The following is a 23,655-nucleotide window of genomic DNA, read 5'->3' on the forward strand; positions in this document are numbered from 1 at the left end:
CAGAGCATGGCTCGAGCGCCGCGGTGCTATCTGGAAGCGACGTTCTGGTGCATCCCGAATGCCTTTTCCCACGAAGCCCGTCATCGAATTCAGCTACGCGGTACTGGAGAACTGGCCGCAAGGTGGTACCGCACTCGACAATGACCTGGCGAACCTCGCCAATAGCATCGACCAGACGATTGACGCGCTGGCCGACGTCCGACGCGCGGACGGCGCGCTGCCGAACGGCAAAGTCACTCCTGAAAGCCTTTCACCCTCCGTCCTGGCGCTGCTGCGCGGCGACGGTCCTACGGGCCCCACGGGGCCGACCGGACCCGCTGGCGTCGGCCCGACCGGCCCGACTGGCCTGACGGGCCCGACCGGGCCGACAGGGGTCACCGGTCTGACAGGCGCTACGGGTCCGACAGGGGTCGGAGCAACCGGGGCGACTGGCCCGGTCGGCGCCACAGGCGTCACCGGCCCGACAGGGCCAACAGGCGCGACCGCAGTGCCGAGCGTGGCCGGCTTGACCGGCGCCATAACGGCCGTCGATCTGCGCGACGCTCTCGACACGCCGATCTATGTGACGGATTTGACCGCGCTGGCCGCGATAAACACGGCCAAGGACAAGGTCGCTCGCGTCTACGCCGCCGGCGGCCGGAACGGCGTTTTCGTCTTCAACTCTAGCAACCTGTCGACGCTGGTGACGGCTGACACGGCGCAGGGCGTCTACGTGGCACCGGTCAGTGACGTGACCGGCGCGAGCGGCGCGTGGGTTCGCCAGAACGATGGTAGATGGTCGGCCGCATGGTTTGGGCTCGATCCTGCCGGAACAGGCGCATCCAATTCGACGGCGCTTTCCGCGGCGATCAACCTGGCCAAAGGGCTGGTCGGCGCGTTGCATATTCCATCAGGCTCTTACAATCTAAGCGGCCTGCTTACCGTCACAATGGCCAATAACGACCGCTTGCATATGACGGGTGATGGCTATGCGGCTACAACTCTGCATTGGCCGGGGACGGATGGCATCAAGATCGATATGATCGCGGCGGGCTCGTGGTGGATAATGAGTTCCGTCCTACCGGGTAACGCCGTTACCTTCGATGGGATTGGTTTCGTTACGGACGGTAATGGCGTCGCAAATACGGCTGCTGGTAATGCTGTTGTTATCAATGGCAACAATTCGGTGGGTAAACCGCCATCTGCGTTCATTATGCAGAACTGTCGTTTTACAGCCAGTATAAACTCATCTTGTTGGGCTTTCGGCTTGACGTTGAACAGCTGTAGTTCTGCCGTTGTCGATAAGACGTTCTGGTATGGTTGCTCAAATCAGCGAGATATTGGAAAATTCATCTTCATTACGGCAACAACGTTGCATGATGCCTCTCCGTACCACATTTCAAATTGTGAGGCGTATTTCTTTAGCGTCGCGGTCCAGGCCACCAGTTACGTCGAAGGTATCCACATATCGCATTGCGACTTCGTGATTGGCCAATATGGCGTCTTCTGGGATGGCTCGGCAACCGGCGAGAGCCAGCTATGCATGGTCGGGTGTCATACGAACACGACCATTCGTGGAGTATGGCTCAAGAACGTTCAGAACAATCAGATCAACGACAACCTGATATTCATCACCGCTATTAGCGCCACCGGCATCGACATGGAGGACAGTTCATCGTCGTCCATTTCGGGGAACAACATCGCTGGCAGCGGTCTTGCTGGGACCTCCGGCATCGTATTCAGGACAACTGTATTCTCGGCAGCAAATTGGCTAGCGCGGGCTTCTGCTGTCAGCGGTAATGTTATCGAGAATTGCGCAATCGGCGTCAACATGGATGCTACAACGCGCAACATCGTGGTGTCCGCCGACAACGCCAACGTGGGCTGCACGGTCAACGTGAGCGATCAAAGCGCCGGGGCAAACGACACTGGGCGCGTGCTGTCGAAGAATGCCGGAACGGCCGGGACCACGGCGGTAACGACGCTCGAAACCTTAATGTCGTACACTATGCCGGCGAACCGGCTGGCGATCGGCAAGACCGTAAAGCTCTACGCCTACGGCAAGTTTGCCGCCAACGCCAACAGCAAGACGGTGCTGCTATATTTCGGAGCCACGCAACTCGGGGGTTTGGTCGTTACCTCCAACAACCTCGCCTGGGTGCTAGAAGCTGATGTCGACATTACCGGCGCGGCGACTGAAGAATTCCTCATCCGCTCTACTGTGTCCGGCACCGGCTCTACAGTGGTCCGGAATACGGCTGCGGAAGCGCTTGCCGCTGCGGTGGCGGTGTCGTGCAGGGCTCAGAATGGGGTGGCTACCGTCAACGATATCGTCTGTGAGTATTTCCGGGTGGAAGTGGTCTAGGCGAGAACGGCTCGGGCAGAGCCGCTTTCCCCGCTCGCAAAGGTGCCGTTTATCCAGTTTCGGGCCGGCTTCTCGATAATGGTGAAGGACAGCCACGAAACTGCGGTGGTCACGATCAGCGTGAGGCCTATGAAAAGCAGTGGGCTTGTCTCGTAAATAGGCAACTGCCGCATGACGAAGTGCACGGGCATGTGAAGTAGGTAGACTGAATAGCTGATCTTGCCAGCAAAAACGCCAATGCGCCCACCAAGCAGGACGTTAGCTCCCCGTGATTTGATGACCAGCAGCACAGTCGTCGGCACGGTCAGTAGGTATACCGGCGATTCCCACAATCCTGTCGGCCTGAAACCCATGGCTGCGCTTATGTCAGGCAGGGCGAGTGTAAGCACGATCGCGGCCGGTAGGATCATAAATTCGATCAGGCGCGAGTAGGGAATTTGCACGATCGACAGCAACAGCCCGGCCGCGAAGTACGGCAGGAAAGATTGAAACAGCACGGGCGTATCAATCCACGCAGCCTCGATCGCGCAAAAGACAAGAATGAGCAGCATCGATGCCGGGCCTGCCCTGCTGAAAAGCCACCAGATGACCGGAAACAGCGCGTAGAACTGCACCTCGACCGGGATGGTCCAGAGTACGTTTTCGCCGCGCCAGAACAGCAAATAATGCCACAGGGCATCAATGCTATAGGCCGGCCACACGCTTTGCCGGGCCATGAAAAGGGTGACGCTTGCCAGGACGACCAGGTAATAGAGCGGTACGACGCGGGCAAAGCGCTTGATATAGAACGCTTGCAAGTTGCCCCGTGTAAAGGGCGTCCTCATATATAGATCGCCCATGAGGAACCCGGATATGACGAAGAACAGCATCACCCCGACTTGGCCGACCAGATGTAGGGGTTGCAGAATTGTCTGACCGGCATAGTGGGAAATCACCACTGAATAGGCGGCCACCCCGCGCAGTCCGTCGAGCGCCTCAATCCAGTCTTTCTCCATCGGCGCTTAATATCTGGGATGATGGCCATTGCCAAGATATCGACATACGCCCGCGGCGTTTTCATCCACGGAACCGCTCGGTGTACCAGGTGATCTTGCCGTCCACCTTGTGGATCATCAGACGCTTGGGAAGGTGCTCGGGATGCACTTCGAGGAGCGTGACCTTGATCGATGGCTTGCACCGGTTGCAGTCGAAATTCAGCTTAAAAGGATCAACGCCGCCGCCATAGACCATCATGAGATCGGCTGATCTGCAGTAGCGAACGTTGCCGCAACTGCATTCCACTTTCACAAGCATATTGTGCCGGGTCGCCTTCCCCAGCGTGTCGATCGGATCGTGCGCCATGAGAACAGAAAAGGAACAAATTCCTTGCTCGTCAAGCCGTCTTGTGGAATCTATCTCGCATGAGCGACGAACCGACCAAGCTCGCCGACGGCATGACGCCGGCGCCGCGAGAGCGTGCCAGAGTGCTAGGCTGTGAACCGATAAACTGACGGGTCGCGAGTTAGCGGTCGCTTTGCCCGTCTAGCTCTCGGCGCGTTCGAACTGGCTGGCGAATTTGACATTGTAAGCATGGAAATCGCCTTCCGGCGTAATCATCAACTCGGTGATGTTGGAGCGTTGGAAGGCGGTCCTCTGCTGCTTGATCGTTTATCTTCAGACTGACGGTCAGAGCGCCATCGTCTGTATCGACCAGCTTGTAATCGTAGGAGACTACTTCTCCGAAGCAGATGATCTCGCCGCCCTGAACGATCAACGCCGAAGTTGAATCTTCCACGTCGATCCACCGGCCCTGCATTTCGACAGGAAGTGGCGCGTCGCGTTCAAGTCGTTCCATGATTGACCTTTCAAAAGCTGCTCGCATCATCTTGTCATCCGACGGTGGGGGCGGCAACGGCTCATTTCGCAAGTGGCGGCTTTGGTGGGAGGCAGATTTATGTTTCAGCATCAGAATGAGCCGATATGACCTGACTGACTTCGAATGGCGCGCAATCGAGCCGCTGTTGCCCAACAAGCCGCGAGGAGTACCGCGCGTTGATGACCGCAGGGTGCTGAACGGCATCTTCTGGATACTGCGATCGGGTGCGCCATGGCGCGATCTGCCGGAGCATTACGGCCCTCGCACCACCTGCTACAATCGCTTCGTTCGATGGCGGAAAGCAGGTGTGTGGGACCGCCTCATGGATGCCATCACAAAAGCCCATGACGGCACGGTGCAGATGATCGACACCTCCATTGTTCGCGTCCATCAGCAGGGCGCGACGGCAAAAAGGGGGATCGAGATCATTGTCTCGGTCGTTCCCGAGGCGGNTGTTCGCGTCCATCAGCAGGGCGCGACGGCAAAAAGGGGGATCGAGATCATTGTCTCGGTCGTTCCCGAGGCGGCCTGACAACCAAAATCCATGCTCTTGTCGACGCCCAGGGGAGGCCAATCAAGCTGACGCTCACGGCAGGCCAGATGAGTGACATCGCCTCCGCAGCGGACTTGATCAAGGATTTGCCGGGAGGTTCCATGCTACTCGCCGACAAGGGCTACGATGCCAACGCCTTGCGCAATGCTGTCAAAGACCGAAAGGCATGGGCCAACATCCCGCCCAAGGCCAACCGCAAGGACGCGATATGCTTCAGCCCGTTCCTCTACAGGGCGCGCAACCTCGTCGAGCGTTTCTTCAACAAGGCCAAGCAGTTCCGCCGCATCGCAACCCGATACGACAAGCTGGCTGAGAACTATCTTGCCGCCCTCAAACTTGTCGCAGTTCGCATCTGGCTACGCGGTAATGAGTCTACGTCCTAGGGCACATCTGCGAGCATTCGGAATGCAACAGGCATGCGGGCTTCGGTTTTGCCCGGCCGCGACAGGACCCGCATTGGTTCTGTTTCGAGCACCGGGATGATGGGGAAAGCTTTATCTAGACGTCGAACAGGTCGCTCGGCCCCCGGCCGATCTCGTCAATGATGTCGGGCGTGTTGTTGCGCGGCGACCCGACCTTGCTGTCGATCGGCCACATCTTCATCAGGCCGGACGAAAAAGGCTTCATCAGGTCGCGTGGATCCTGCTCCGGCCCCAGCCAGCGCATGTAATCGGACGGCGCCAGGATCACCGGCATGCGGTCGTGAATCGTCGCCATCAGATCATTCGGCTCGCACGTGGCGATGGCAAAGGTCCGCACCAGTTCGCCCCTCACCTTGTCCGCAAACTCTTCCCAGATGCCGGCCATGGCGAAAGGCTCGTCGGACTTCATCGCGATGGCGTATGGCTGTTTCTTCTTGCCCGACGCGTCGAGCTTCTGCCATTCGAAATAGCCGTCGACGGGCACCAGGCAGCGGCGTGCGTTGTAAGCCTTGCGGAACAAACCATTACTGGCGATGGTCTCACAGCGGGCGTTGACAGGTGGCGGGCGGCCACCACCGTCCCGAGCCCAACCGGGAACCAGGCCCCAACGGGCCGATACGAATCCCGCCATGCTGGTCGACAGCTCTTCGCGGATGATGATCGGATAGGTCAGGCTGGGCGCGCCGTTCCAGAGAGGAAAGCTGTTGCCCAGCCGTTCGACCTCGCCTGGGTGGGCGAATTCGAACCGACGAACCATGTCGGGGATTGTAGTCTTTACGAAAACACGTCCGCACATGCACGAGAGATAGGGACCCGGAAAGCAAGAGTCTACTTTGGGACGGCTATTCGATCGCGCCACCCTCCTGATTGCTGACAGCCTCCGCCATGCAAAGGCGCGTCGGCTGCAATCGGTTCGCTTCGCAATCGGCCTATATCGCTTAGGGCACGCTGTAGCGGGCTGATCCGCATTAGCGCTCACTCGGTGATAGCATGTGTGAAACCGCTCATCGCCGAAAACTCGTACCAGCTTTCCATCAGCTCTTTGCCAATAACAATCATTTGATTGCACGACACATGGCGTTTCGCCATGGCGCCTCTAAAAACGTCCGGGAGATCTACTTCAAGGAAGGGGCAACAAAAATGGTTCACCGCGTTACTGCTGTCGTGATCGCGTTTGTTTTTGTGGGACTTAGCGCAGGCCAGGCTGCCGCATGGGGGAACTCGAAAACCCTTAAAAGGACAGCGCTTTCGGGAAAGGAAATCAGCGTTTACGACGGGGCTAGCGTTAACCCCGACTGCTCGAACGCGGGCCCGGTCGATCTGAAGGCGGTTTCCGGACCGAGCCACGGGAAAATTTCGATCGTCAATGCGAAGACGTTTCCCCACTTCACCAAAAGCAACATTCGATGGAAATGCGATTTCCGGAAGGTGGACGGCATAAAGGTGCTATACCGGTCGCAGCCAGGGTTCAAAGGCCAAGACCAGATCGACCTGTCGGTACACACATATGATGGCGTATCCTACAGCGTTACGATCAACTTGAAGGTCAGATCGGAAGAGCACACGTCTGAACTCCNGATTCGGTTGGCATCTTCGATCATGCGCAACGCTTCTTCCGGAGTAATCCCACACTTGCGGGCATAGTAAGCGGCTTCTGTTTGCACCTCGTCCTCCAACTGCGGCGCGATGATCGCCTGCCTTGCTTTGTGCTTCGCCTTCTTGCCCATGTCACGAATCATACCACAATTGTGCATGGCCATCGCGCGGATCGTGTTGCCGGTGCCTCACCCAAAGTGAGGAATATGCCGCGCCAGAATGATCCTATGGCGAAGGTACGCTAGTTGCCCGCATGGTCCACGTGATATCGAGATTTCTACAAAGATGTGGGCTACGCCGTACCCTGGGTAAGCGTGACTATTGCCTATCCCGGAAATCGAGCAGCTTGGCGTGACGTAGCTTCTCCTCGCCCTTCAGGAATCTCACGCGACCGACCAGACCAGGCTTTAGCCATTCTGCCTTTGCCTTGGCCAAGCCAATCGGAACGGGTCCGCCGACCTTCCCTTGCACGCGGTCCCATAGCGCTTGCCGTTTGTGAGCCTTAAACGTGACGAAGGCGCCACCGGCATAGCGGCCCTTGNCCTGCACGCGGTCCCATAGCGCTTGCCGTTTGTGAGCCTTAAACGTGACGAAGGCGCCACCGGCATAGCGGCCCTTGTCCGCCATCAGGACCATCGTGGGTTTCCCGGCCTCACGCTGCACGCCAATGATGTCCATTTCCTTTTCGGCATAGCACTTGATCTTGCGCCAGTTCATGCTCGGCCCGCTGCGATAGGTGCTGTCCTTGCGCTTTGAAACCATGCCCTCCAGGCCGGCTTTGTCGACAAGGTGATAGACGGCATCGCCGGTTCCCGGCATTGCTTCGCTGAACTGGAGACGGCCGCCAGTCGGGATCAACGCCTGGAGAACGTCGCGGCGGTCTTCCACCGGCATGTCGCGTAAATCGTGGCCGTTGAGGTGCAGGAGGTCGAATGCCACCAGATTGAGGTCGCGCGACGGATTGCGGCTGGTGACGGCTGATTGCAGTGTATGGAAGTCCGACAGGCCAGCTTCGTTGATGCTGATCGCCTCGCCGTCGATGATGAAGTCTTTCGCTTCGATCGCCTCTGCTTCGCCGGCGAGTTGGATGTAGCGCCCGGTCCAGTCGTAGCCGTTCTTAGTGATCAACCGAATTCCGTCGTCATCCTTGATGACCTGGGTCCTGTACCCATCGAACTTGATCTCGTGGGTCCACTCATCGCCTTGGGGCGGGGTGTCGACCAGCTCGGGCTCCATTGCCTTAATGAACTTCAGACGCATCAACTCACTCACAACACCGTCCGATTCAATAAGCTTTAGCTAAAATGGTTCCGACTGCAAATGGCNCGGGCGCGATGCAACAAAGCCCCGGGGACCACGTTGCCACCCAGCGGAATGAGGCGGCGATGACGAAGTACCAAGTGGAAGAGATCAAAGGTCACACGGTGGTGTCATCGGGCATCGTCGTGGAGAACGATCCGATGAAGGCCGCCGAAGCAACGGCGGGCCAAAGCGTCTCACCGAGAGCACTACAGGATCATTGGTTCCGGGTGGTCGATGAAGAGCAGGCCGCCGTATACGAGTACAGCTTGGCCGGCCCTGACGAGCGTCCAGACCCCGTAGAATGGAAGGAGCTGTCGGACCTTGGCCCGCGCAATCTTGGTATGTTGCATGGCGGCGAGCCCGTTAACGACGGCGTGGATCACTTCTACACGTGCGCTGTTTGCGGCCAGAGAGTCGACATGCGAGATCTGAGGCAAGTCATGTGGCATGAAGTGTCGGATCACGAGCTGCTAAAGCCGGAAGCCGTCAAAGAATCCTGATGCGCAGGACGCGTCGCGGCCTCCTTCTCCTTCGGTCGCGGCGGACTAAATGCTCTCAACGAGTGCGCACCGGGCGGCTCGGTGGTTCGACTTTCGCAGGGGCAAACCGCCGAGCCTAACTGGCAACCGCGCCAGCTTACGCGAATCTAGCATTGTAGCCACCGACCTGCGTCGTTCAAACGCACGAGTGGCAGCGTAACTCCGCTCGTTCGGCGCTTGTATGATGATAAAGCGCAGGAGGGCTAACCACTAGGTCCGCCGCCAGCCAGAAGCCACTGGCTTACGTCGCCTCGCTGATACCGGCCGTTGTCCGCCACCAAGCTACATTGTGTATTCTGCGCCCGATGATCATCAGTTGGCGAGCGGTGTTGTTGCGCAGTCGGCGAATGCGCCACGCCAATCCGGTCTCGGTGGCGATCGCCTTGGCATAGAGGCTTGAACGCATCGCCGTTTCGTCGGCAGCGGTCTTGATCGGGTCGTCGTAAAAAGCAGAAATCTTTTCTGATCCATCCCCGGTGTAGCCAACCAAAGGGGAATGTACGTCGAACACAGGCGATCGACATCAGTAAGCGCCCGATGGATGCCGTCTCCTTGCGCCGGGCATGTCGTGGAGAACGCGTCGCCGATGAACACAACACCATTGCGCCGGTGACCGCTGGTGGTCGTCAGGCTGACCTGCCTCAGCTCGACCGGGCTGTTGACGGCGAAGTCGCCGCAATGAGCGGCAATCTCCGGCATCAACTGCAACAGCATTTGTTGTGGGTCTGCGCGAAACCCTTGGGTCCACGGATCTGGCAAGTCTCTGAACGCAATTTGAATGCCCACTCCTAACTGCTAGCCGCCGTTCCTACGCTCCACCTTATCCGAGTTTTGCCAGCTTTGCCGCCTGACGAATGGCCTTGACGGCATCAGGGTTGGCCACAGGGTAGCCGGCGATGAAGCGTTCGATCGAAAACTCCGGGAACTCGGTCTGTAGCCGGGCTGCCAACCCGGCCGCTTCAACGCCCTCACCGATCGCCGCATGGGCCAACGCCAGGAACATGATCACATTGGGAGAATCAGGCGTGGCCCTGCGCAGCGATGCGATGGCCTCGCGATGCCGGCCAGCGGCGAACAGGATGCGGCCCTGCATGCCGAAATACCAGGCTGGCGCGAGCGGGTTGAGGCGCATGGCACGCTCGATGAAAGGCATCGCCTCGGCCGGATCGCCAACGACCAGTGCCCGGCTGCCGGCCAGCAGCACCAGTGTGTCGGCATGATTGGAACCGTATTCAAATGCGCGCTGGAGCGCACGCTCCGCCGCCTCGAAATCACCCAGGCAACCCATGACGTCGCACAGGCAATTTTGAGCGCTGCTATCCATCGGATCGAAACGCAGTGCATTTTCGACCGCCGCCAGCCATCTTTCGATCGCTCCGTTGATGTCGCCGCCGAAGCCGTGGCAGGACTGGATCGAATAGGCGTAGGCCAGCTCGGTCCACCCCCTGACCAGGGTAGGATCCAGTTCGAGCGCTCGCGAAAGCAGCCGGATCGCCGCGGCATTGCCGGCGCGGCTGAAGGTATTGTGCTGTTCGACACCCAGCAGATAAAGATCATAGGCACGCAGGCTGGACGGCGGCTTGCGTATGATCTCGTTGCGGCCGATCGTGGCAAGCGCCCCATTGCTGCCGGCGAGCACATTGATGACGCTTTCGGTCAGGCTGTCCTGCAGCTCGAAAATGGTCTCGACGGGGCGATCATAGCGCTCGCTCCATAGGCTGACACCGCTCCTGGCATCGGCAAGCTCGATCGTCAGCCTAACCCGCCGGTCGTGGGCGCGCAGTTGGCCCGAGACGATATAGGTGGCGCCTAGCGCCTTGCCGTCGGCGGCGAAATCCACCCGCTTGCTGCCCAGCGATTTCATAGTGTGAAAGGCGATCACCGGCAGATCGGCGTAGCGAGCGAGATCGATGCTGATGTCCGACGACAGGCCGTCGGCGAAGCGGCGCCAGCGTTCGTCGCCGCTCAGGCATTCAATCGGAAAGATGGCGAGCACCGGCGAGGCCTCGGCCAGAGAAGGTGCCAGGACCGCGAGGGCTGCGCCATTGATTTGGGAGGCAAGCGCGATCTTGTTGTTGACGCCGAGCTTCTCGTAAATGGCGGCGATATGGGTGCGGACCGTCGAGGGGGCGATGAACAGCGCCTCGCCGATCTCGCGATAGGTCAGGCCCGACGCAAATCTTTCCGCCACCGCGCGCTCGCGGTCCGATAGCGCGTCAGTCTGTGAAGACGTAGCAATGCGGTTCATAAAGTTCCCTGCCATCGGATCGGCATGGTTTCAACTGCTGCCGCCGCAAAATACTACAAATGCAGGACGCGAAACACCGCATCTGACCGATGGCGCGTTCCCTCGCCGGAGCACAGGCTCCCAGCGTGCCCAGCGAACAGGGCCATTGATATCGAGGAGCACACCCATGACAACGACTCCGACTAGCCTATCCGATGTCTACGGCGCGATGCGCCTTGACCCCAGCGAACGGCAGCCGACGGCAGCCGGGCGCACGCAGAACCGGTCCGGTTTGAAGAGCCTGGTCAAGGAATGGAGCGACCGTGCCTACTTCCGACACCAGCTGGCATGTATGGCGACCAATTCGCCCGAGCTAATCGACGACATCGGGCTGACTTTAAAACAGGTAGAGGCTGAGATAGCCAAGCCATTCTGGCGGGAATGACTTTTGGCCGGGACCCGCCTCACCGCCAGTTCCGATTTAGGCCTCGGCGGATATGTTGGCTCCTTGGGGTCACGAGCGGCATCGGCTGGAGGTCAACCGCGGGATAAAAGAGTGCTCACTGACAATCGACTACGGCAAAGCCTGATCTCAGCCGTTATATCGAACCCGTGCCCCGTTCTCAGAAAGGCTGCACGTTGAGGAGCAAATATACGGCAGCTTCTACTCTGCGACCGATCAGTCGCAGACCGTTGATTTCAAGCGAATGGACTGGGCGCATCGGCTCAACATCTCCGAGCAATTTCCGACCAACTGCTTCGAGCCTAGCTCACGGTCCCCTCCTGTCATCGGGGCTTGGTGCGTTGCTACACAAGACCGCATCCTTATACGAGTTTGCCGCCGCTGACTTGTGGCCGGAAGCACGCGAAGGGCCCGATTAGGTCTTCATGACCTCTGGTAAACTACCTTGAACCTGTCTAACCCCGGGGTCGGGACGCCTGAGGCAAAGATATGGCGACCCGATCTTCGGTGAACCTTGGCACGGGATGACACCGAGCCGTATTATTGGGCCGTGCTGTCTGCGCTCGAGCACCTCAATCATAGACTGGCGATTTCTGGCGAGGAACTGGCACGGCGCCGGAAAGACTGGGAGCGCGCGTACTTGCGGACGCCGCACGGGCAGCCCATTATGCTCGAATGAGATCTTTGCCGCTTCAAGTCGGAAGTTGAGACAAGCGTTCGCAGGTTGTACTGAGGTGGCGTGCCGCAGAGATTGGACTGCTTCGTCGGACGTCTTGACCTGCCATAGAGTGGGGCAACAGCCAACGGCCGAAATCCAGAGCCAAGGAGTTGAACGTCTCGTACGGGTTGAAAGGTCGGCGTAGCTTCGCGGCGCCATCCTGACTACGGCGATCTCCTTCTCCTGCCCTTTCAGCCGAGTACGATGAATCTCATCATGAGGGGGGTCTAATGCCGTCAGTGAGGTACAGATGCGCCGGCATAACGGTCGAGACCGACAGTTTGGACGTAACTCTGCTCGACGTATCGATCGCCCATAAGATCACCCACTGGCACGAATGCGGTGGCAATGGTCGCTGCACTACCTGCCGGGTCCGCGTCCTGGACGGCGCATCGCATCTGTCTCCACCAACAAGGCGCGAGGCGGAACTGGCCCAGGCCCGCGGTTGGGACCCGACGATCCGGCTGGCGTGTCAGACGTCCGCGAGCGGGGACGTCACGCTGGAACGGATCGTGCTGAGCGAGGCGACGGCGAGCCAGCTTCAGGCCGAAACGGTCGGTCGAGAGGCCGGTGCGGAACGTCAATTGGCAATCCTGTTCTGCGATATGCGCGATTTCACCGCACTCGCGGATTCCAACAGCGCATTTGACGTCGTCCATATTCTCAACCGCTTCTTCGAGGCCCTCGGAGATCCGATCCTCATCAATGGCGGCATCATCAGCCATTACGTTGGAGATCAAATCTGCGGGCTTTTCGGACTTGACGACGCAGATCCTGCCCGAATTTGCAGTGGAGCGATGCGGGCTGCTTTTGGGATGGTGGAGGCGATTTACAGGCTTAACGAGGAGCTCGCGAGCTCCTTCGGCATCCGGATCAGGATGGGGATCGGAGTACATTTCGGCAACGCCATCGTCGGCGATGTCGGGCATCCAACGCTCCGCAGGCTCACAGTTATCGGTGACGACGTCAACACTGCGAGCCGGATCGAGTCGATGACGAAGGAGCTTGGAACCACGATCCTCGTCTCGCGCGCCGTCGCTGACAGGTTGGCCGATGGATCCCTCTCGGTCACCTCGACCAAAATGGCACGACTGCGCGGAAAGCGGAACGACGTCGAGCTTCTTGCCGTCGACGGCTTTGCCGACCCAAGTCCGTTCGCACTGGCTCAACGCTCAGTCGGCCTGCTCCTCGATGACCCTTCTGCGTTTGCCGCGCAGTTCTACGCGAACATGTTCGCGATACAACCCGAACTGGAGGGCCTCTTCGTCAACGGTACGGGAGCTCAGGGAGCGATGCTTTCCCATATGTTGCGGACCGTGGTGTCAGGCCTTGAGAGGCGCAAGCATGTACCCGCCGGTCTGCAAACAATGGGTCGGAAACACATCGGCTACGGTGTCGAGCTGGATCATTACGACTCATTCAGGGGCGCGATGCTTAAGACGATTGACGACATCATGGGGGCAGGCCTGACCCGCGAGATCGAAGAATCCTGGTCTGAGACTCTCGATGTGATCCTGGGTCTTATGAAAAAAGGTGCCAGCGCAGAGTCCCGTCCAAAGTGAACGAGGTAAGCAAGGGTGGCGATCATACGCGCGTTCGAACGGTGGAGACAGCCGCCCGGACCGCCGGACTCCACGGCGACGAACCGGGAGAACTCTCCATGACCCGGCATGGCATGGTCGAGCCTTCAGCCGCAGGCGCTCAGCTGCCGGCAACGGATCCACGCGTGTCCAGGGTGACTACGGACGCCGAAGGGGACGCGTCCGGGCCAGCGCCGAGCTGGCAACATCGCGCGGAGGCGCAACAAAGCGGCCTGCCCGTATCAATCGCGGCGATTTCCAACGGCGGTCGCGCCATCGCTGACCTCAGCAGCAGATCGAAATCCCATAGCCATCGACTGCGGCCAGCGGGTTCCTTACTCGGGGACTTTCGTACGCCTGGCGGCGCCCGAAAGTCTTCACGGAAGCAGACGGACCGCTTCGTGCGGCCGCCAAGCGAATAGCAGCCATACAAACGTCTCGTGCTGGCTCTCAGCAACGGATAGGCGCTCGGCGAGATGCGGTGTTGAGAGGTAGCGGCCGAACATCCTAGACGTCTGCGATGTCCGATCAGGTCGAGCGATATGGTGCCAAAGCATCGCCGAGCGCTGCTACCCAGAAGGGAGTTTGACCGCGTCCGGTCAGATCGATGCCGCCCCTGATTAGCTCAATCACGCTGTTGCGGAATTACGAGGGCTGCTCCCGAAATCAGATTTTCAGAACCACCCGCCCTACTGTTTCTCCTGCCTCCAGCGCCCGGTGCGCCTCGCCGATGCCGTCGAAGGCCACGATCCGATCGATGTGTGCACGCAGTTTTCCCTCATCGACCATGTTGGCGATCGCGTCCAGAATCTTGACCTGCCTGAGCCTGTTTCGATGATCGCGGGCGATCTGCGGTAGACCGATGTTGACGAACGAAATGTCCAGGTTCTTCCACTCGGCAAGCGCGTTGCCACCGCTTGGCCACTCGGAGACGACAGTATTGACCAATCGGCCATAAGGCGCGGCGTGTTCGAAGCTTCGAGCAAAGTTCTGATGCCCGACGAAATCGAACACGACATCGGCGCCATCCTTGCCACTCCACGACCTCAGCTTCTCGTTGACGTCCTCGCGCCGGTAGCGGATCGCCACCTCGGCACCCAAGCCTAGCGCGAACTCGGCTTTGATTTCGTTCGAGACAGTAGTCGCGGTGCGGGCACCGACTATCGAAAGAAACTGGATCGCGACATGGCCGAGGCCACCCGCCCCGCCGTGCACCAGGACATGGTCGCCGGACTTGACGTTCCCTTTGCCGAAAACAGCTTCCCATGCAGTCAGGGCGACGACGGGTAGCGCCGCGGCCTGCACGAAGTCCGCACGCGTCGGTTTCCTCGAAACATACGCCCCGGGGACCACCTTGTATTCGGCATAACTGCCCGGATTTCCGGGATAACCGCCATCGACATACCAGACTTCGTCTCCGACACTGATCCCGTCGACCGCCTCGCCGATCTGTTCGACGACGCCGACGCCATCGATGCCAAGAATCGTCGGAGACCCTGTTTCGGCATTGGGATCGTGCCTTTGTCCGCTTTTCCGGTTCTGCCAGTCAGCTGGGTTCACTCCAGCTGCGCGGACCTTGACCAGGACATCAGAGGGCCTCTCAACCTTAGGCTTCACTACCTCCCGAACCTGCAAGACTTCAGGTCCGCCCGGCGCATACATTACCAGGGCTCGCATCGTCTCAGACATTGCGCGCCACTCCGGCGCTGTGCTCGACATCATGGATCAGCCGATGCAGTTTGACGGCGTCTCCGAATGTCGGGCTCTGGCGCGTTCCGGAGATCAAGTCGGAGGCAAAGAGTTCGTAGAGCTTCTTTACGTTGCCCGTCAGGACGTTGTCGTCGGCGCCGAAGTCGTCCGGGACGGAGATTGGGTGGAGGGTCTCGTCTGCTTCCGCCCCCATAAGCTTGAAACCGCCCAAGCCGATGTAGCCGACGGGGTTCGTCAGCAAAAGGTCGCCTCTGCTGCCGTTGATCTCCACATGGAAATTGGTAGCGCGCGAAAGTCCGCCGCGGAAATGGCTCGTCACCACGCCGCCTGACGTGAGCTTGCCAGTGAAGGCAATCTGGTCCGCAACGTCGAGCGGGACGACTTCCTTGCTCTCCATCATCCTTATGGTCGCGCGACGACTGACCAATGTCCCCGACACGCTGAGGAACTCCTCGTCGAGCGCGAACAGCAGGGCGTCGATCGTGTGGGTGATGGTGCTCAGAAGGCGAGCCCACTGGCCTTTCTCAGCAAAGCCATTATGAGTTCAGCTATTGTTGCAGCAATCGGAGATACTGCATGTCGGAAGAGACAAGGACCAACCACGTCGAACTGATCGAACTCACCGCCGACATCGTGTCGGCTTATGTCAGCAACAACCCGGTGCCGGTTGCGTCTCTTCCCGACCTGATTGCCAGCGTGAATTCGTCGCTGGTGAGGGTTGGACAGCCCGGCGAGCCGGAGAAGCCGACCCAGGAGCCCGCGGTCAATCCGAAGCGGTCGGTATTCCCCGACTACATCATCTGCCTCGAGGACGGGAAAAAGTTCAAATCGCTGAAGCGCCATCTCAACGTGCACTACGGCTTGAGCCCCGATGCGTACCGCGAGAAGTGGGATCTGAAGGCTAACTATCCCATGGTGGCGCCGAGCTATGCAGCGACACGCTCGGCGCTGGCGAAGTCCAGCGGGCTCGGCCGGAAGGTGGCGGCAACGCCAGTGAAGAAGGCGCCAGCTAAGCGGAAGGCATAGCCTTCCTTTATTCGTCCCGCCAAACGACCTTCTCCATCGGATCGAGACGGAAGGAGCGCCCGCTACGAGGAGGAATCAGTTGAACGCGGGGATTGTGGTGACGGTCTCCTCCCGAAGCTTCGCCTTAATCTCCTCGGCCGTGAGGTCGGGGCCTCCCGAAATCAGATCGTGCTTCTTGAGCCACCAGATCGGTAGCTCCTCGGCGTCGCAATAGGCCAGGTTCGCCTTAATCTGGGATCGCAGCAGCTTCAGTTCCTGCACGGTAATCACTGTGCTGGCGACCTGGTCGAACTTCAGCCGCACCACGCCGATACTGGTGCGGACCTCGACCACAATCGGTTCGGCGAGCTGTAGTGAGCCTGGCCCGTCGAGCTCGAGTTTCGAGGGCAGCGCGCTATCGCCGGGGGCGAAGGTGAGCCCAGTGCTGCCGTCCGTGGCGGGCATGCGCACGGGAATGACCTTGTCGACCGATACGGGCGCCGTGCCGGTCGACGTCAGCTCAGCCTCGGCATGCATGCTGATCGAGCCGGCCGGGTCGTCGTCGAATGCCTTGAGCGTGGAGTAGCCCAGCACACCGCACGACACGAACGGAGCATTTCGTGCGAACCGCGACGCGGTCACCTTCAACTCGCCGGGGCTTAAATTCGTCACGCTCCATGTGCCGCCTACGGTTACTGCGTCGGCATCGGCCGAGAATGTCGTGATCGCGCCAGGGAGGGCGCTCGGTGCCGTGAACGGAATGCGAGCGCGGTACTGAAAGCGTGCGATATCCTCGACCGTCGTACCCTGCGGGAGACCGTCGATCCCGGAGGCGATCTCGGCGATGGTGTGGGACACCTCGTCTAGCAGCACGCCGAGCACCTCGTTGAGCACGATCGCCGCCAGCCAGCCGGCGAGCGGGACCAACGCTGCGACGAGGCCGGCGATCACGGCACGAATCCCGTCGGCAAGGTCGTCGGCCGCGGAAGCGTCGATTTCGACTACTACCTTGCCGGCCTCGTATCCGACCGAGATACCGAACGAGGCGGAGACGACGTTGGTGAACAACTCGACGCCGTCCTCCCACACCTCAAGATACGGCGTGATCGTAAAGGAGGCGCGATCACCGTGGCCAGAATACAGCACATCGACCGTGCGCACCCGATACTGGCCGAGCGCTTGTGTGAGCCGCCCCCAAATTTCCGTCTGGATCGTGAGGCTTAAGTCCCCTGGCAGGGCGACAACGGCCCAGTCGGCGCCGCCGAGTCTCTCCGTGATGGCTCCGTTGTAGAACTCGGTCCAGCGATAGGGATTGCCGTCGTTGGCCACCTCGGCGCGGATGACCAGCGCGTTGCCCGTCGCGTCGAGGGCGATCCCCTGGTTCCAGAACTGCAGGCCTTTGGCGAGCGTGTCGGAGAGATCAATCTTGAGAGGCTTCGGGTTGAGAAGCGATTTCAACTTGTCTATCGCCCATTGCTTCGGGTCGACGACGCGCGCTATCGACGGGAACGAGATGCCGACCTCGAGGTCGCGGAACCTCGTCTCGAGCGCCAGCACGCCGATCGAGGACTGCTTGACCTCGAGGTCGAAGACGAGCGTGCCGTCAATGGTGACGTCGGGAGTCGCGAGGCGGTTCGGCTGAGCTGCGATGTTGGCCTCGGACGTTATCTCGACGGTAACGTCGACAGCCAGTTGCGTCTGCCGAGCGTTGATGTCGTTGTAGCCGGGACCCTGGTCGTGGCCGGCGTTGACATGCAATAAGCGGTAGGACGCCATCACGTCGCGGCGAAGGCTCGCGCTGCGGTAGCGGACCCGCTGTAGCTGCATGCCGAGGTAGGAGTCCGGGAGCGGGCGCGGTGCCGCGAGCAGCGTCTGGAGCACCTGGTCGGTGAACTTCTTGGCGCTGACCTGAAGCTCGATCGTTGAGGTCATGACGATAATCCAACTGCCTGGAAGCGCTCAGTCGTGCCCGGTTGGTGGCGATAGAGCACGTAAACAGGGCTTGCATCCGCCACAACGTGATCATGCGAAATACACATTAGCAAGATCGTATATTTATTCTCACCGAAGACCTTTATAGGATTGGTGAACAACACGTTGACATGATCTTATGCATTCTACTTGTCTAGCCAGACGATCCGCTTCTCCTATCGGATCTCCACCAACTGAACGTTGGCCGGCTGGTATCAGCACCTTGAGGATATCGCGCCGAGGGAGCGGCTCGGCGACTAAGAGGCACGCCGGGCAGAACCGCCGAGCCTAGCTGGCGGCGACGCCAGCCCTAAACCAACCTAACGTTGTGGCTGCCGGAGTGAGGTCGTTCGAACAGACGAGCAGAACAGCCGTACCTGCCCGTTCCTCATAGCCCGCCGCCCCCATTTGCAGCGGGGGGCGTTCCCCGGGGAGCTCTCACTCGAACGCTCTGAAAAGATGCTGGCCGATAATATCGCGCTGCGCAACGGCGATGGCGCGCGGGGCGTCGATGGTCGCCGGCAGGGTGTCGAGATTACGCGATCCGTGGTTAGAGACGACTGTAGCATCAGCACCTGAATAGCTGTTCGGCATCATCAGGATCGAGAATATCTGTCAGGGTAGCGGTAGGATTGTTTAGGAACGCAGCCATGCTATTTCCGCCCAAGTCGGCATGGCCCGCTGCTGCGCAAGGCCAACTTTGAGCACGCCGGTGTTCCGGCCGTTGAAGTATGGCGTTGCGAGGCAGTCGGGAATTTTGAAACCTGCCCGGAACTGCCTGCGGCGATCGCCTGGCGTTGGCATGTCGATGGGTCACACTGATCGCCTTTGCGCCCAGTGCCGCCTTGCGCGTTAAAAGCTCACCATTAAAAGTGCGGTCGCTTTGCCAATAGAGCAGGAACCAGACTGGGACTGGCTCCCTGCCAGGCAATCTTCGATAGCCGCCGTTGCCATGACCGCTGTTGCCGCTTTGCCGCCTTGCGGCACATGGTAGCCTCCCTTCACATCCTTCCAGAACGCGCCGTGCGCGGCGCAGCATCCAATATCGAGACCCCCACCGGGATCCACTTTTCTAAGGGCAGCATAAAACGGCGCGCCGAACGCAGGCTGCCGCTTCTAGGTGGAAGCGGGATTAACCTCGCTGGCGTCGATTACAAGCGCCGACGGCGAATCTGCAACTGCTCTCAAAAGGCCCAGTTTCTGAACGGCAACAGCCGCACCGGGCACGACCTCCGACTCGGAGGGGCCTATATTTGCCGCCGCGAGCCTCAATCGAGCTTCTGGATGCGCCCCTTTTCGAGACGAAACGCCCCGTGCGTTCCGCCTTGACGTTCGAAGTCGGCCTGTAGTTCATCCCATGTGCCAAGATACTCGCCACAACCGACGCAATTGATCGGCGTGCTAGGTTGAGCGTCTTTGGGAATTTGCAGTCGGATAATGCGGCAATAGGGGCATTCCAAAAGATGGTCCAGATACTTGCCGGCCGTAGTTTCAATGATCGTTATCGTCGTCCTCGCCCGTCGCAATAGGTGGACAACGTTGCCGATTACGTCAGCGGGTCGCTTGGGGCCTTTAGGTCCGGTGGGCATACCTGGATCGTCCTTAAAGACAGTGCCCGGGCAAGCGGGCCAACTGCAGCGATAATCTCAGCCGTTGGGATATGCGCGTCAATTGCAGCAACGGTAAGGTTGAACACATGGGACCCGATCCCAAGGCCTTTAAGGTCAGGATGGTTGAGGCAGTTAGCCACGTAACTGTCGAACAGTTCTCGGGCGCGGTCCGACACGGGGTCCCCTCCAAGCTCTGGCTAATATAAGAGTTTGGCACGCGGCACGACAATTAGGGTTCGCGCGGCAAATCACCATCACGAGGCGAGCGAGAGCCGGTCAGCAAACAAAAAAGGAGCGGCTACTGCAACCAATGGCGGCCTGAAAAGTTGCAGGGCCTATCACCGTCGAGGAGGGTCTGACCTTGGGCGCTTTCCTGCCTGTGCGGATTGCATTTATGAACCTCAAAACGACGAGCTTCATCTCGTCGGTGGCCGAAGCCAGAGCGGCAATGGATGCGGGATGGAAGAACAAGCACTTGCATTCATACCGAAAGGCACTCCGATTGCTGGAGGAGGCTCAGGCAGGAACTTGCCGGCAATCCGTCGCGTTTGCAGCTTTTGTCAAAGCCGCAAGAGACCAGGACATGGTTGTTTCAGATCAGCCGAGTGAGGGTCTCAAGCGCCTAGACGCGCTGGCAAGCTCGATCTATGAGCAGGCTCGCCAGTTACCGCGCTCGGTTTGAGCAACAAGTTCACCGCGCTCCCTGCCGCGAACTGGAAGCCCGCGCCCCTCGGCAGAAAAGCGCGGGCCGACCAAGTTTGCCCTTGGCCAGCAGCGCGAAGGGACGTCGGAGTGCGCTGCGTTCGCCCGAACTTGCATTCGATCGGCCTGTTCCAGGGCGCATCGCGAAAAAGCCCGCCACCTCTCGGCAGCGGGCAGGGTCACTTGGGAAGACCGCAGGGGAAGCGTGCGGCCAGTTCCCGAACCCTGGCCTACCCAATATGTTCCAGCCACCTACCAGCATAGCTCAGGAGTGGTGTAGGGCTGGTTTCGGCGTTCAACCACCTCGCAGCACCCGCCAGATGTCCGTCCTTAGGCGGTGACCAGCGACGCCGACGCCGCCGCCGCCGCCGCCATGCCGGTGACACCCAGCGCACCCAGTCCCATCAGCAAAGGGGATTGGCGTGCCTAGGGGGATAAGCTCTACAGAAGCGCCGAGCATTCGACCTCATCGCGCATCAAGGCTAGATCGTCGCGAACGAGCCATTCCGAGTAGGCCCGCAGCCGTCTGAGGCTGGCAGTCTTGGCGTGCTGCTCGGCTCGTTCGGTTTTCAGCGTTGCTAACGCTGAGCACCAGGCATTAGCTCTCTGATGCTCCGCAATCCCAGCCGCCCGAACAGAACCGTAGCGATCCACTAACTTGATCCTTCAAACTTCGCTCGCCACCAGTTTCTCAAAATATCATCAGACTTGAAGAGGCACGTCGTCCGTCATTGTGATGATATGACACCGGCGAATGTGACGTGTCAGCATCCACTAATGCTGTCTGGACTCTCTCCCGCAACGGATGCATCTCCCCTAGGGATGAAGGGATCCGGACGTGGTTTTGAGAGCCCCCCAAGCGCGCTGGCGGGCTCGCTACGGCGCCTTGGCACCCTGTGAATACATAAATCACGCCGGAAGACTCGGATCAATCACGCCGGAAGACTCGGATCGTTCAGCTCATCGGTCCGCATCTGCATTCGAAGAGAAAGGCTCAGCCTCGCCACTTGGTTGCCCTTCTCGTCCCGGACCTGAATGAATAATTCCTGGCCATCGAGGTCCATCAGGTATTCTCTTGCTAAGTCGATCAGGCCTTCCATGGCCTCACGACGTGCCTCCTCAAGCCCATCGCATTCGATGCCTACCTGATCTTTGATGACGTCATCGCTGTCGCCGGTGTCAAAGAAATATCGCGCCATCCAGCCGCCTCTCACAGCGTTTTCGCGTTCCTTTGGTGCAGATAGGTCGTGTCAAAATCTCCTGCTCGAACCAGTCCGGGCCAGTCAACAGCGTGAAATCGGGAGCCCTCGGTCACAATCAGCCCGTCGCCTCGAAGTTCCTGTAGCGTTCGGTTCACGTGCACAGTTGACAAGCCCAACGCGTCGGCAAGTTCCGCCTGCGTGATCGGAAGCTCCGCCACATGGTCCTTGATGAGCCCCATGGAACGAAGGCGGACGATGAGTTCGCACAGAATGTGCGCCATACGGGCATACGCGTCGCGCCTTCCAACGTTGGTGACCCACTCTCGATATATCGCTGCGTCGATCACCGTCGAGCGCCAAAACACCGTCGCTATGGAAGGATGTTGGGCGCAGATGGCGCGCAAGGCATCGTGCCGCATGAGGCCCACGCTGACGCGCGTGAGCGGCGAGAAGGTGCAATCCATGACAGAGAGGTGCATTCCGTGGAGATCAGGAATGTCTCCCGGAACAAAGAACGACGTGATCTGCCGTTTACCCTCGCCAGTCAGTTTCGTGGATCCAACCAGACCCTCCAGGATCACAAATGAATATGTGGGTCGCTCTCCCTCGCTCACAATGTCCTGATTGGCCTGATAGTCCCGTTCCTGGAATTGGATGCTCTCTAAAACGGCGATATCCGACTGGGTCAGGTCAGAAATGTTCTGGAGCTTGCGGATTAAAACGTTCGGGGAAGGGACATGTGCCAAATTTGGTGACCGGATGGAGTTAGATGCCGAACTCGGACGAGGAGCTAATGTTCCCGGCCTCAGCCGCCTGATGGTTCACAAGCCGATGAAGGTCGTCGGCAAGATCACCTGGTACACCGAGCCGTTTCGGGGATGACGAAGACTGGACTGCACCTGGTTTGGCAGACAACGCAGGCCCATGCCGCGGCGCGCTTGGGAAGGTACTCGGGATCGACCTCAAGCAGCGTGATCTTGATCGATGGCTTGCATCGCGGTTGGAGTCGAATTTCAGCTTCAGAGGATCGACGCCGCCGCCATAGACCATCATAGGGCGGAAAGGGCTTCATCAGGTCGCGCGGATCCTGCTCTCGACCAGCCCGCGCATGTAGTCGGCCGGCTCCAGGATCACCGCCATGCGGTCGTGAATGGTCGCCATCAGGTCGTTCGGCTCGCATGTGGCGATGGCAAAGGTCGTTTCGCGGAATGACCGGCGGAACGCGCTTGTCGATTGGCCAAACTGGGCGGTGAACCCCTTGGTGACCGATGGGTAGAAAATGTCTCCGCGCGGCGACCAAACTTCGGCGCAAAATCGAACGTTCCGGGTGCTGGGCTTCGGTCGCAAGCAATCGGGACCTAGGTACGAGGAACAAGGCGAAAGGCCGAAGCCATAGGCGTTCCAACACACTTGATGATCTAATCGGAAAGAACTCCGCGTTTCGGGCCATCTGGACCGGTGCGCTCGGTTTCCCCTTTGCACAATTCATGACGGCTGCGGGCAAGCAGTTCCCGTGAGCGCTGAACATTGCACCGCCTCCCTTCGACGTCAGCACCACGAGCGCGCGTGGCAGGACGCTCCTCTTCGGACGCCTTTGCCGCGCTCGTCCGACAGGTCTCAAGCAGAACTCTGATCATTGTCTCGTCTGCCTCGGTGCCCGAAAAGGTTTTCGCGAGGTTGCGAGCTTGCTTGTCCCATTCGCATTCGGGAATGTCGCCCTCTGCGATTATGGCCTTCAGAGCGTTCTTTATGACCTCGAAATCAAAGGCTGAGATCACGGGGCGATTGCGTGTCATATGCTTCTCTCCGCTGTTCGACGAAGCTGCCGAAGAGCGGATCGGAAGCGCCAACTACAA

At 59.5% G+C, this 23,655-nt stretch carries 21 protein-coding genes and 2 pseudogenes; 8 read left to right on the forward strand and 15 right to left on the reverse strand.

Annotation, left to right across the window (positions count from 1 at the left end):
• The first annotated feature begins 58 nt into the window (after positions 1 to 58).
• Positions 59 to 2,344 (forward strand): collagen-like protein, encoded by a 2,286-nt coding sequence (locus X739_RS1000000170055; protein WP_023795702.1) that lies wholly within the window; start codon positions 59 to 61, stop codon positions 2,342 to 2,344.
• Here the strand turns inward: X739_RS1000000170055 and X739_RS141430 are convergent.
• From X739_RS141430 to X739_RS1000000168465, 3 genes are all read right to left on the reverse strand, one after another.
• The gene (locus tag X739_RS141430; RefSeq protein ID WP_023795703.1) at positions 2,341 to 3,339 is read right to left on the reverse strand and encodes an acyltransferase; all 999 of its coding nucleotides are present in this window, start codon (positions 3,337 to 3,339) and stop codon (positions 2,341 to 2,343) included. The genes X739_RS1000000170055 and X739_RS141430 overlap by 4 nt on opposite strands.
• Before the next feature lie 61 nt (positions 3,340 to 3,400).
• Positions 3,401 to 3,685, reverse strand: a complete 285-nt coding sequence (locus tag X739_RS141425) for a hypothetical protein (protein ID WP_023795704.1) — start codon at positions 3,683 to 3,685, stop codon at positions 3,401 to 3,403.
• A 160-nt stretch (positions 3,686 to 3,845) separates the two neighbouring features.
• Positions 3,846 to 4,178 carry a hypothetical protein gene (locus X739_RS1000000168465; protein WP_198026163.1) on the reverse strand — a complete coding sequence of 111 codons (333 nt, stop codon included), beginning with the start codon at positions 4,176 to 4,178 and terminating at the stop codon, positions 3,846 to 3,848.
• A gap of 115 nt (positions 4,179 to 4,293) precedes the next feature.
• On the opposite strand from X739_RS1000000168465, the pseudogene X739_RS1000000168470 reads away from it, so the two are divergent.
• Positions 4,294 to 5,135: pseudogene (locus tag X739_RS1000000168470) on the forward strand (IS5 family transposase).
• A gap of 115 nt (positions 5,136 to 5,250) precedes the next feature.
• Here X739_RS1000000168470 and X739_RS141410 read toward each other — a convergent pair.
• On the reverse strand, positions 5,251 to 5,970 hold the full coding sequence (locus X739_RS141410; protein ID WP_023795708.1) for an SOS response-associated peptidase: 720 nt from the start codon (positions 5,968 to 5,970) through the stop codon (positions 5,251 to 5,253).
• Between the two features lie 1,118 nt (positions 5,971 to 7,088).
• Complete coding sequence (locus tag X739_RS141405) at positions 7,089 to 8,030, reverse strand: RNA ligase family protein (RefSeq protein WP_023795711.1); 942 nt, start codon at positions 8,028 to 8,030, stop codon at positions 7,089 to 7,091.
• Positions 8,031 to 8,155: 125 nt separating this feature from the next.
• Between X739_RS141405 and X739_RS1000000167220 the strand changes: the two genes are divergently transcribed.
• Complete coding sequence (locus X739_RS1000000167220; protein ID WP_156939962.1) at positions 8,156 to 8,572, forward strand: hypothetical protein; 417 nt, start codon at positions 8,156 to 8,158, stop codon at positions 8,570 to 8,572.
• Between the two features lie 280 nt (positions 8,573 to 8,852).
• Here X739_RS1000000167220 and X739_RS1000000167225 read toward each other — a convergent pair whose 3' ends face one another.
• The gene (locus tag X739_RS1000000167225; RefSeq protein ID WP_156939964.1) at positions 8,853 to 9,122 is read right to left on the reverse strand and encodes a hypothetical protein; all 270 of its coding nucleotides are present in this window, start codon (positions 9,120 to 9,122) and stop codon (positions 8,853 to 8,855) included.
• Between the two features lie 26 nt (positions 9,123 to 9,148).
• Here X739_RS1000000167225 and X739_RS1000000169530 point away from each other — a divergent pair, with 26 nt between their 5' ends.
• Entirely contained in the window at positions 9,149 to 9,403 is a 255-nt protein-coding gene (locus X739_RS1000000169530; RefSeq protein WP_156939966.1) for a hypothetical protein, read from the forward strand.
• Positions 9,404 to 9,431: 28 nt separating this feature from the next.
• On the opposite strand, the gene X739_RS141400 is transcribed toward X739_RS1000000169530, so the two are convergent.
• Positions 9,432 to 10,859 (reverse strand): LuxR C-terminal-related transcriptional regulator, encoded by a 1,428-nt coding sequence (locus X739_RS141400; RefSeq protein WP_023795714.1) that lies wholly within the window; start codon positions 10,857 to 10,859, stop codon positions 9,432 to 9,434.
• Positions 10,860 to 11,025: 166 nt separating this feature from the next.
• Here X739_RS141400 and X739_RS04960 point away from each other — a divergent pair, with 166 nt between their 5' ends.
• Positions 11,026 to 11,283, forward strand: a complete 258-nt coding sequence (locus X739_RS04960; protein WP_023774805.1) for a hypothetical protein — start codon at positions 11,026 to 11,028, stop codon at positions 11,281 to 11,283.
• Between the two features lie 966 nt (positions 11,284 to 12,249).
• On the forward strand, positions 12,250 to 13,581 hold the full coding sequence (locus X739_RS1000000167230) for an adenylate/guanylate cyclase domain-containing protein (RefSeq protein WP_023795716.1): 1,332 nt from the start codon (positions 12,250 to 12,252) through the stop codon (positions 13,579 to 13,581).
• A gap of 684 nt (positions 13,582 to 14,265) precedes the next feature.
• On the opposite strand, the gene X739_RS141395 is transcribed toward X739_RS1000000167230, so the two are convergent.
• The gene (locus X739_RS141395; RefSeq protein WP_031252322.1) at positions 14,266 to 15,288 is read right to left on the reverse strand and encodes a zinc-binding dehydrogenase; all 1,023 of its coding nucleotides are present in this window, start codon (positions 15,286 to 15,288) and stop codon (positions 14,266 to 14,268) included.
• Positions 15,281 to 15,748 (reverse strand): hypothetical protein, encoded by a 468-nt coding sequence (locus X739_RS141390; protein ID WP_023795718.1) that lies wholly within the window; start codon positions 15,746 to 15,748, stop codon positions 15,281 to 15,283. The genes X739_RS141395 and X739_RS141390 overlap by 8 nt, the downstream gene beginning before the upstream one ends.
• A gap of 137 nt (positions 15,749 to 15,885) precedes the next feature.
• On the opposite strand from X739_RS141390, the gene X739_RS141385 reads away from it, so the two are divergent.
• Positions 15,886 to 16,335: a MucR family transcriptional regulator gene (locus X739_RS141385; protein WP_023775508.1), complete on the forward strand. Its 450-nt coding sequence runs from the start codon at positions 15,886 to 15,888 to the stop codon at positions 16,333 to 16,335.
• A gap of 75 nt (positions 16,336 to 16,410) precedes the next feature.
• Here the strand turns inward: X739_RS141385 and X739_RS141380 are convergent, their stop codons facing one another.
• A complete protein-coding gene (locus X739_RS141380; RefSeq protein WP_023795719.1) occupies positions 16,411 to 18,246 on the reverse strand; it encodes a hypothetical protein in 1,836 nt (611 codons plus the stop codon).
• Between the two features lie 477 nt (positions 18,247 to 18,723).
• Positions 18,724 to 18,882, reverse strand: coding sequence for an alpha-hydroxy-acid oxidizing protein (locus X739_RS1000000170730; protein ID WP_023795720.1), 159 nt, complete (start codon positions 18,880 to 18,882; stop codon positions 18,724 to 18,726).
• 1,374 nt (positions 18,883 to 20,256) lie between these two features.
• Here X739_RS1000000170730 and X739_RS141375 point away from each other — a divergent pair.
• Entirely contained in the window at positions 20,257 to 20,577 is a 321-nt protein-coding gene (locus tag X739_RS141375; RefSeq protein ID WP_023795722.1) for a DUF982 domain-containing protein, read from the forward strand.
• Between the two features lie 952 nt (positions 20,578 to 21,529).
• Here X739_RS141375 and X739_RS141370 read toward each other — a convergent pair.
• The 4 genes and pseudogenes from X739_RS141370 to X739_RS1000000169540 form a co-directional block, all read right to left on the reverse strand.
• Positions 21,530 to 21,796: a hypothetical protein gene (locus X739_RS141370; protein WP_023795723.1), complete on the reverse strand. Its 267-nt coding sequence runs from the start codon at positions 21,794 to 21,796 to the stop codon at positions 21,530 to 21,532.
• Between the two features lie 11 nt (positions 21,797 to 21,807).
• Positions 21,808 to 22,545, reverse strand: coding sequence for a Crp/Fnr family transcriptional regulator (locus tag X739_RS141365; protein WP_023795724.1), 738 nt, complete (start codon positions 22,543 to 22,545; stop codon positions 21,808 to 21,810).
• Between the two features lie 311 nt (positions 22,546 to 22,856).
• A pseudogene (locus X739_RS1000000168480) lies at positions 22,857 to 22,996 on the reverse strand (SOS response-associated peptidase family protein); the annotation flags it as partial.
• Between the two features lie 221 nt (positions 22,997 to 23,217).
• The gene (locus X739_RS1000000169540) at positions 23,218 to 23,595 is read right to left on the reverse strand and encodes a hypothetical protein (RefSeq protein ID WP_023795727.1); all 378 of its coding nucleotides are present in this window, start codon (positions 23,593 to 23,595) and stop codon (positions 23,218 to 23,220) included.
• Positions 23,596 to 23,655 lie beyond the last annotated feature (60 nt).

It is taken from the genome of Mesorhizobium sp. LNHC209A00 (assembly GCF_000502915.1).
GTDB lineage: Bacteria > Pseudomonadota > Alphaproteobacteria > Rhizobiales > Rhizobiaceae > Mesorhizobium.

Excerpts from the sequence above, each read along its gene's own strand:
- X739_RS1000000170055 (WP_023795702.1), top strand. The coding sequence starts at position 59 with ATGCCTTTTCCCACGAAGCCCGTCATCGAATTCAGCTACGCGGTACTG.
- X739_RS141430 (WP_023795703.1), bottom strand. The coding sequence starts at position 3,339 with ATGGAGAAAGACTGGATTGAGGCGCTCGACGGACTGCGCGGGGTGGCC.
- X739_RS141425 (WP_023795704.1), bottom strand. The coding sequence starts at position 3,685 with ATGGCGCACGATCCGATCGACACGCTGGGGAAGGCGACCCGGCACAAT.
- X739_RS1000000168465 (WP_198026163.1), bottom strand. The coding sequence starts at position 4,178 with ATGGAACGACTTGAACGCGACGCGCCACTTCCTGTCGAAATGCAGGGC.
- X739_RS141410 (WP_023795708.1), bottom strand. The coding sequence starts at position 5,970 with ATGTGCGGACGTGTTTTCGTAAAGACTACAATCCCCGACATGGTTCGT.
- X739_RS1000000167220 (WP_156939962.1), top strand. The coding sequence starts at position 8,156 with ATGACGAAGTACCAAGTGGAAGAGATCAAAGGTCACACGGTGGTGTCA.
- X739_RS1000000169530 (WP_156939966.1), top strand. The coding sequence starts at position 9,149 with ATGGATGCCGTCTCCTTGCGCCGGGCATGTCGTGGAGAACGCGTCGCC.
- X739_RS141400 (WP_023795714.1), bottom strand. The coding sequence starts at position 10,859 with ATGAACCGCATTGCTACGTCTTCACAGACTGACGCGCTATCGGACCGC.
- X739_RS04960 (WP_023774805.1), top strand. The coding sequence starts at position 11,026 with ATGACAACGACTCCGACTAGCCTATCCGATGTCTACGGCGCGATGCGC.
- X739_RS1000000167230 (WP_023795716.1), top strand. The coding sequence starts at position 12,250 with ATGCCGTCAGTGAGGTACAGATGCGCCGGCATAACGGTCGAGACCGAC.
- X739_RS141395 (WP_031252322.1), bottom strand. The coding sequence starts at position 15,288 with ATGTCTGAGACGATGCGAGCCCTGGTAATGTATGCGCCGGGCGGACCT.
- X739_RS141385 (WP_023775508.1), top strand. The coding sequence starts at position 15,886 with ATGTCGGAAGAGACAAGGACCAACCACGTCGAACTGATCGAACTCACC.
- X739_RS141380 (WP_023795719.1), bottom strand. The coding sequence starts at position 18,246 with ATGACCTCAACGATCGAGCTTCAGGTCAGCGCCAAGAAGTTCACCGAC.
- X739_RS1000000170730 (WP_023795720.1), bottom strand. The coding sequence starts at position 18,882 with ATGATGCCGAACAGCTATTCAGGTGCTGATGCTACAGTCGTCTCTAAC.
- X739_RS141370 (WP_023795723.1), bottom strand. The coding sequence starts at position 21,796 with ATGGCGCGATATTTCTTTGACACCGGCGACAGCGATGACGTCATCAAA.
- X739_RS1000000169540 (WP_023795727.1), bottom strand. The coding sequence starts at position 23,595 with ATGACACGCAATCGCCCCGTGATCTCAGCCTTTGATTTCGAGGTCATA.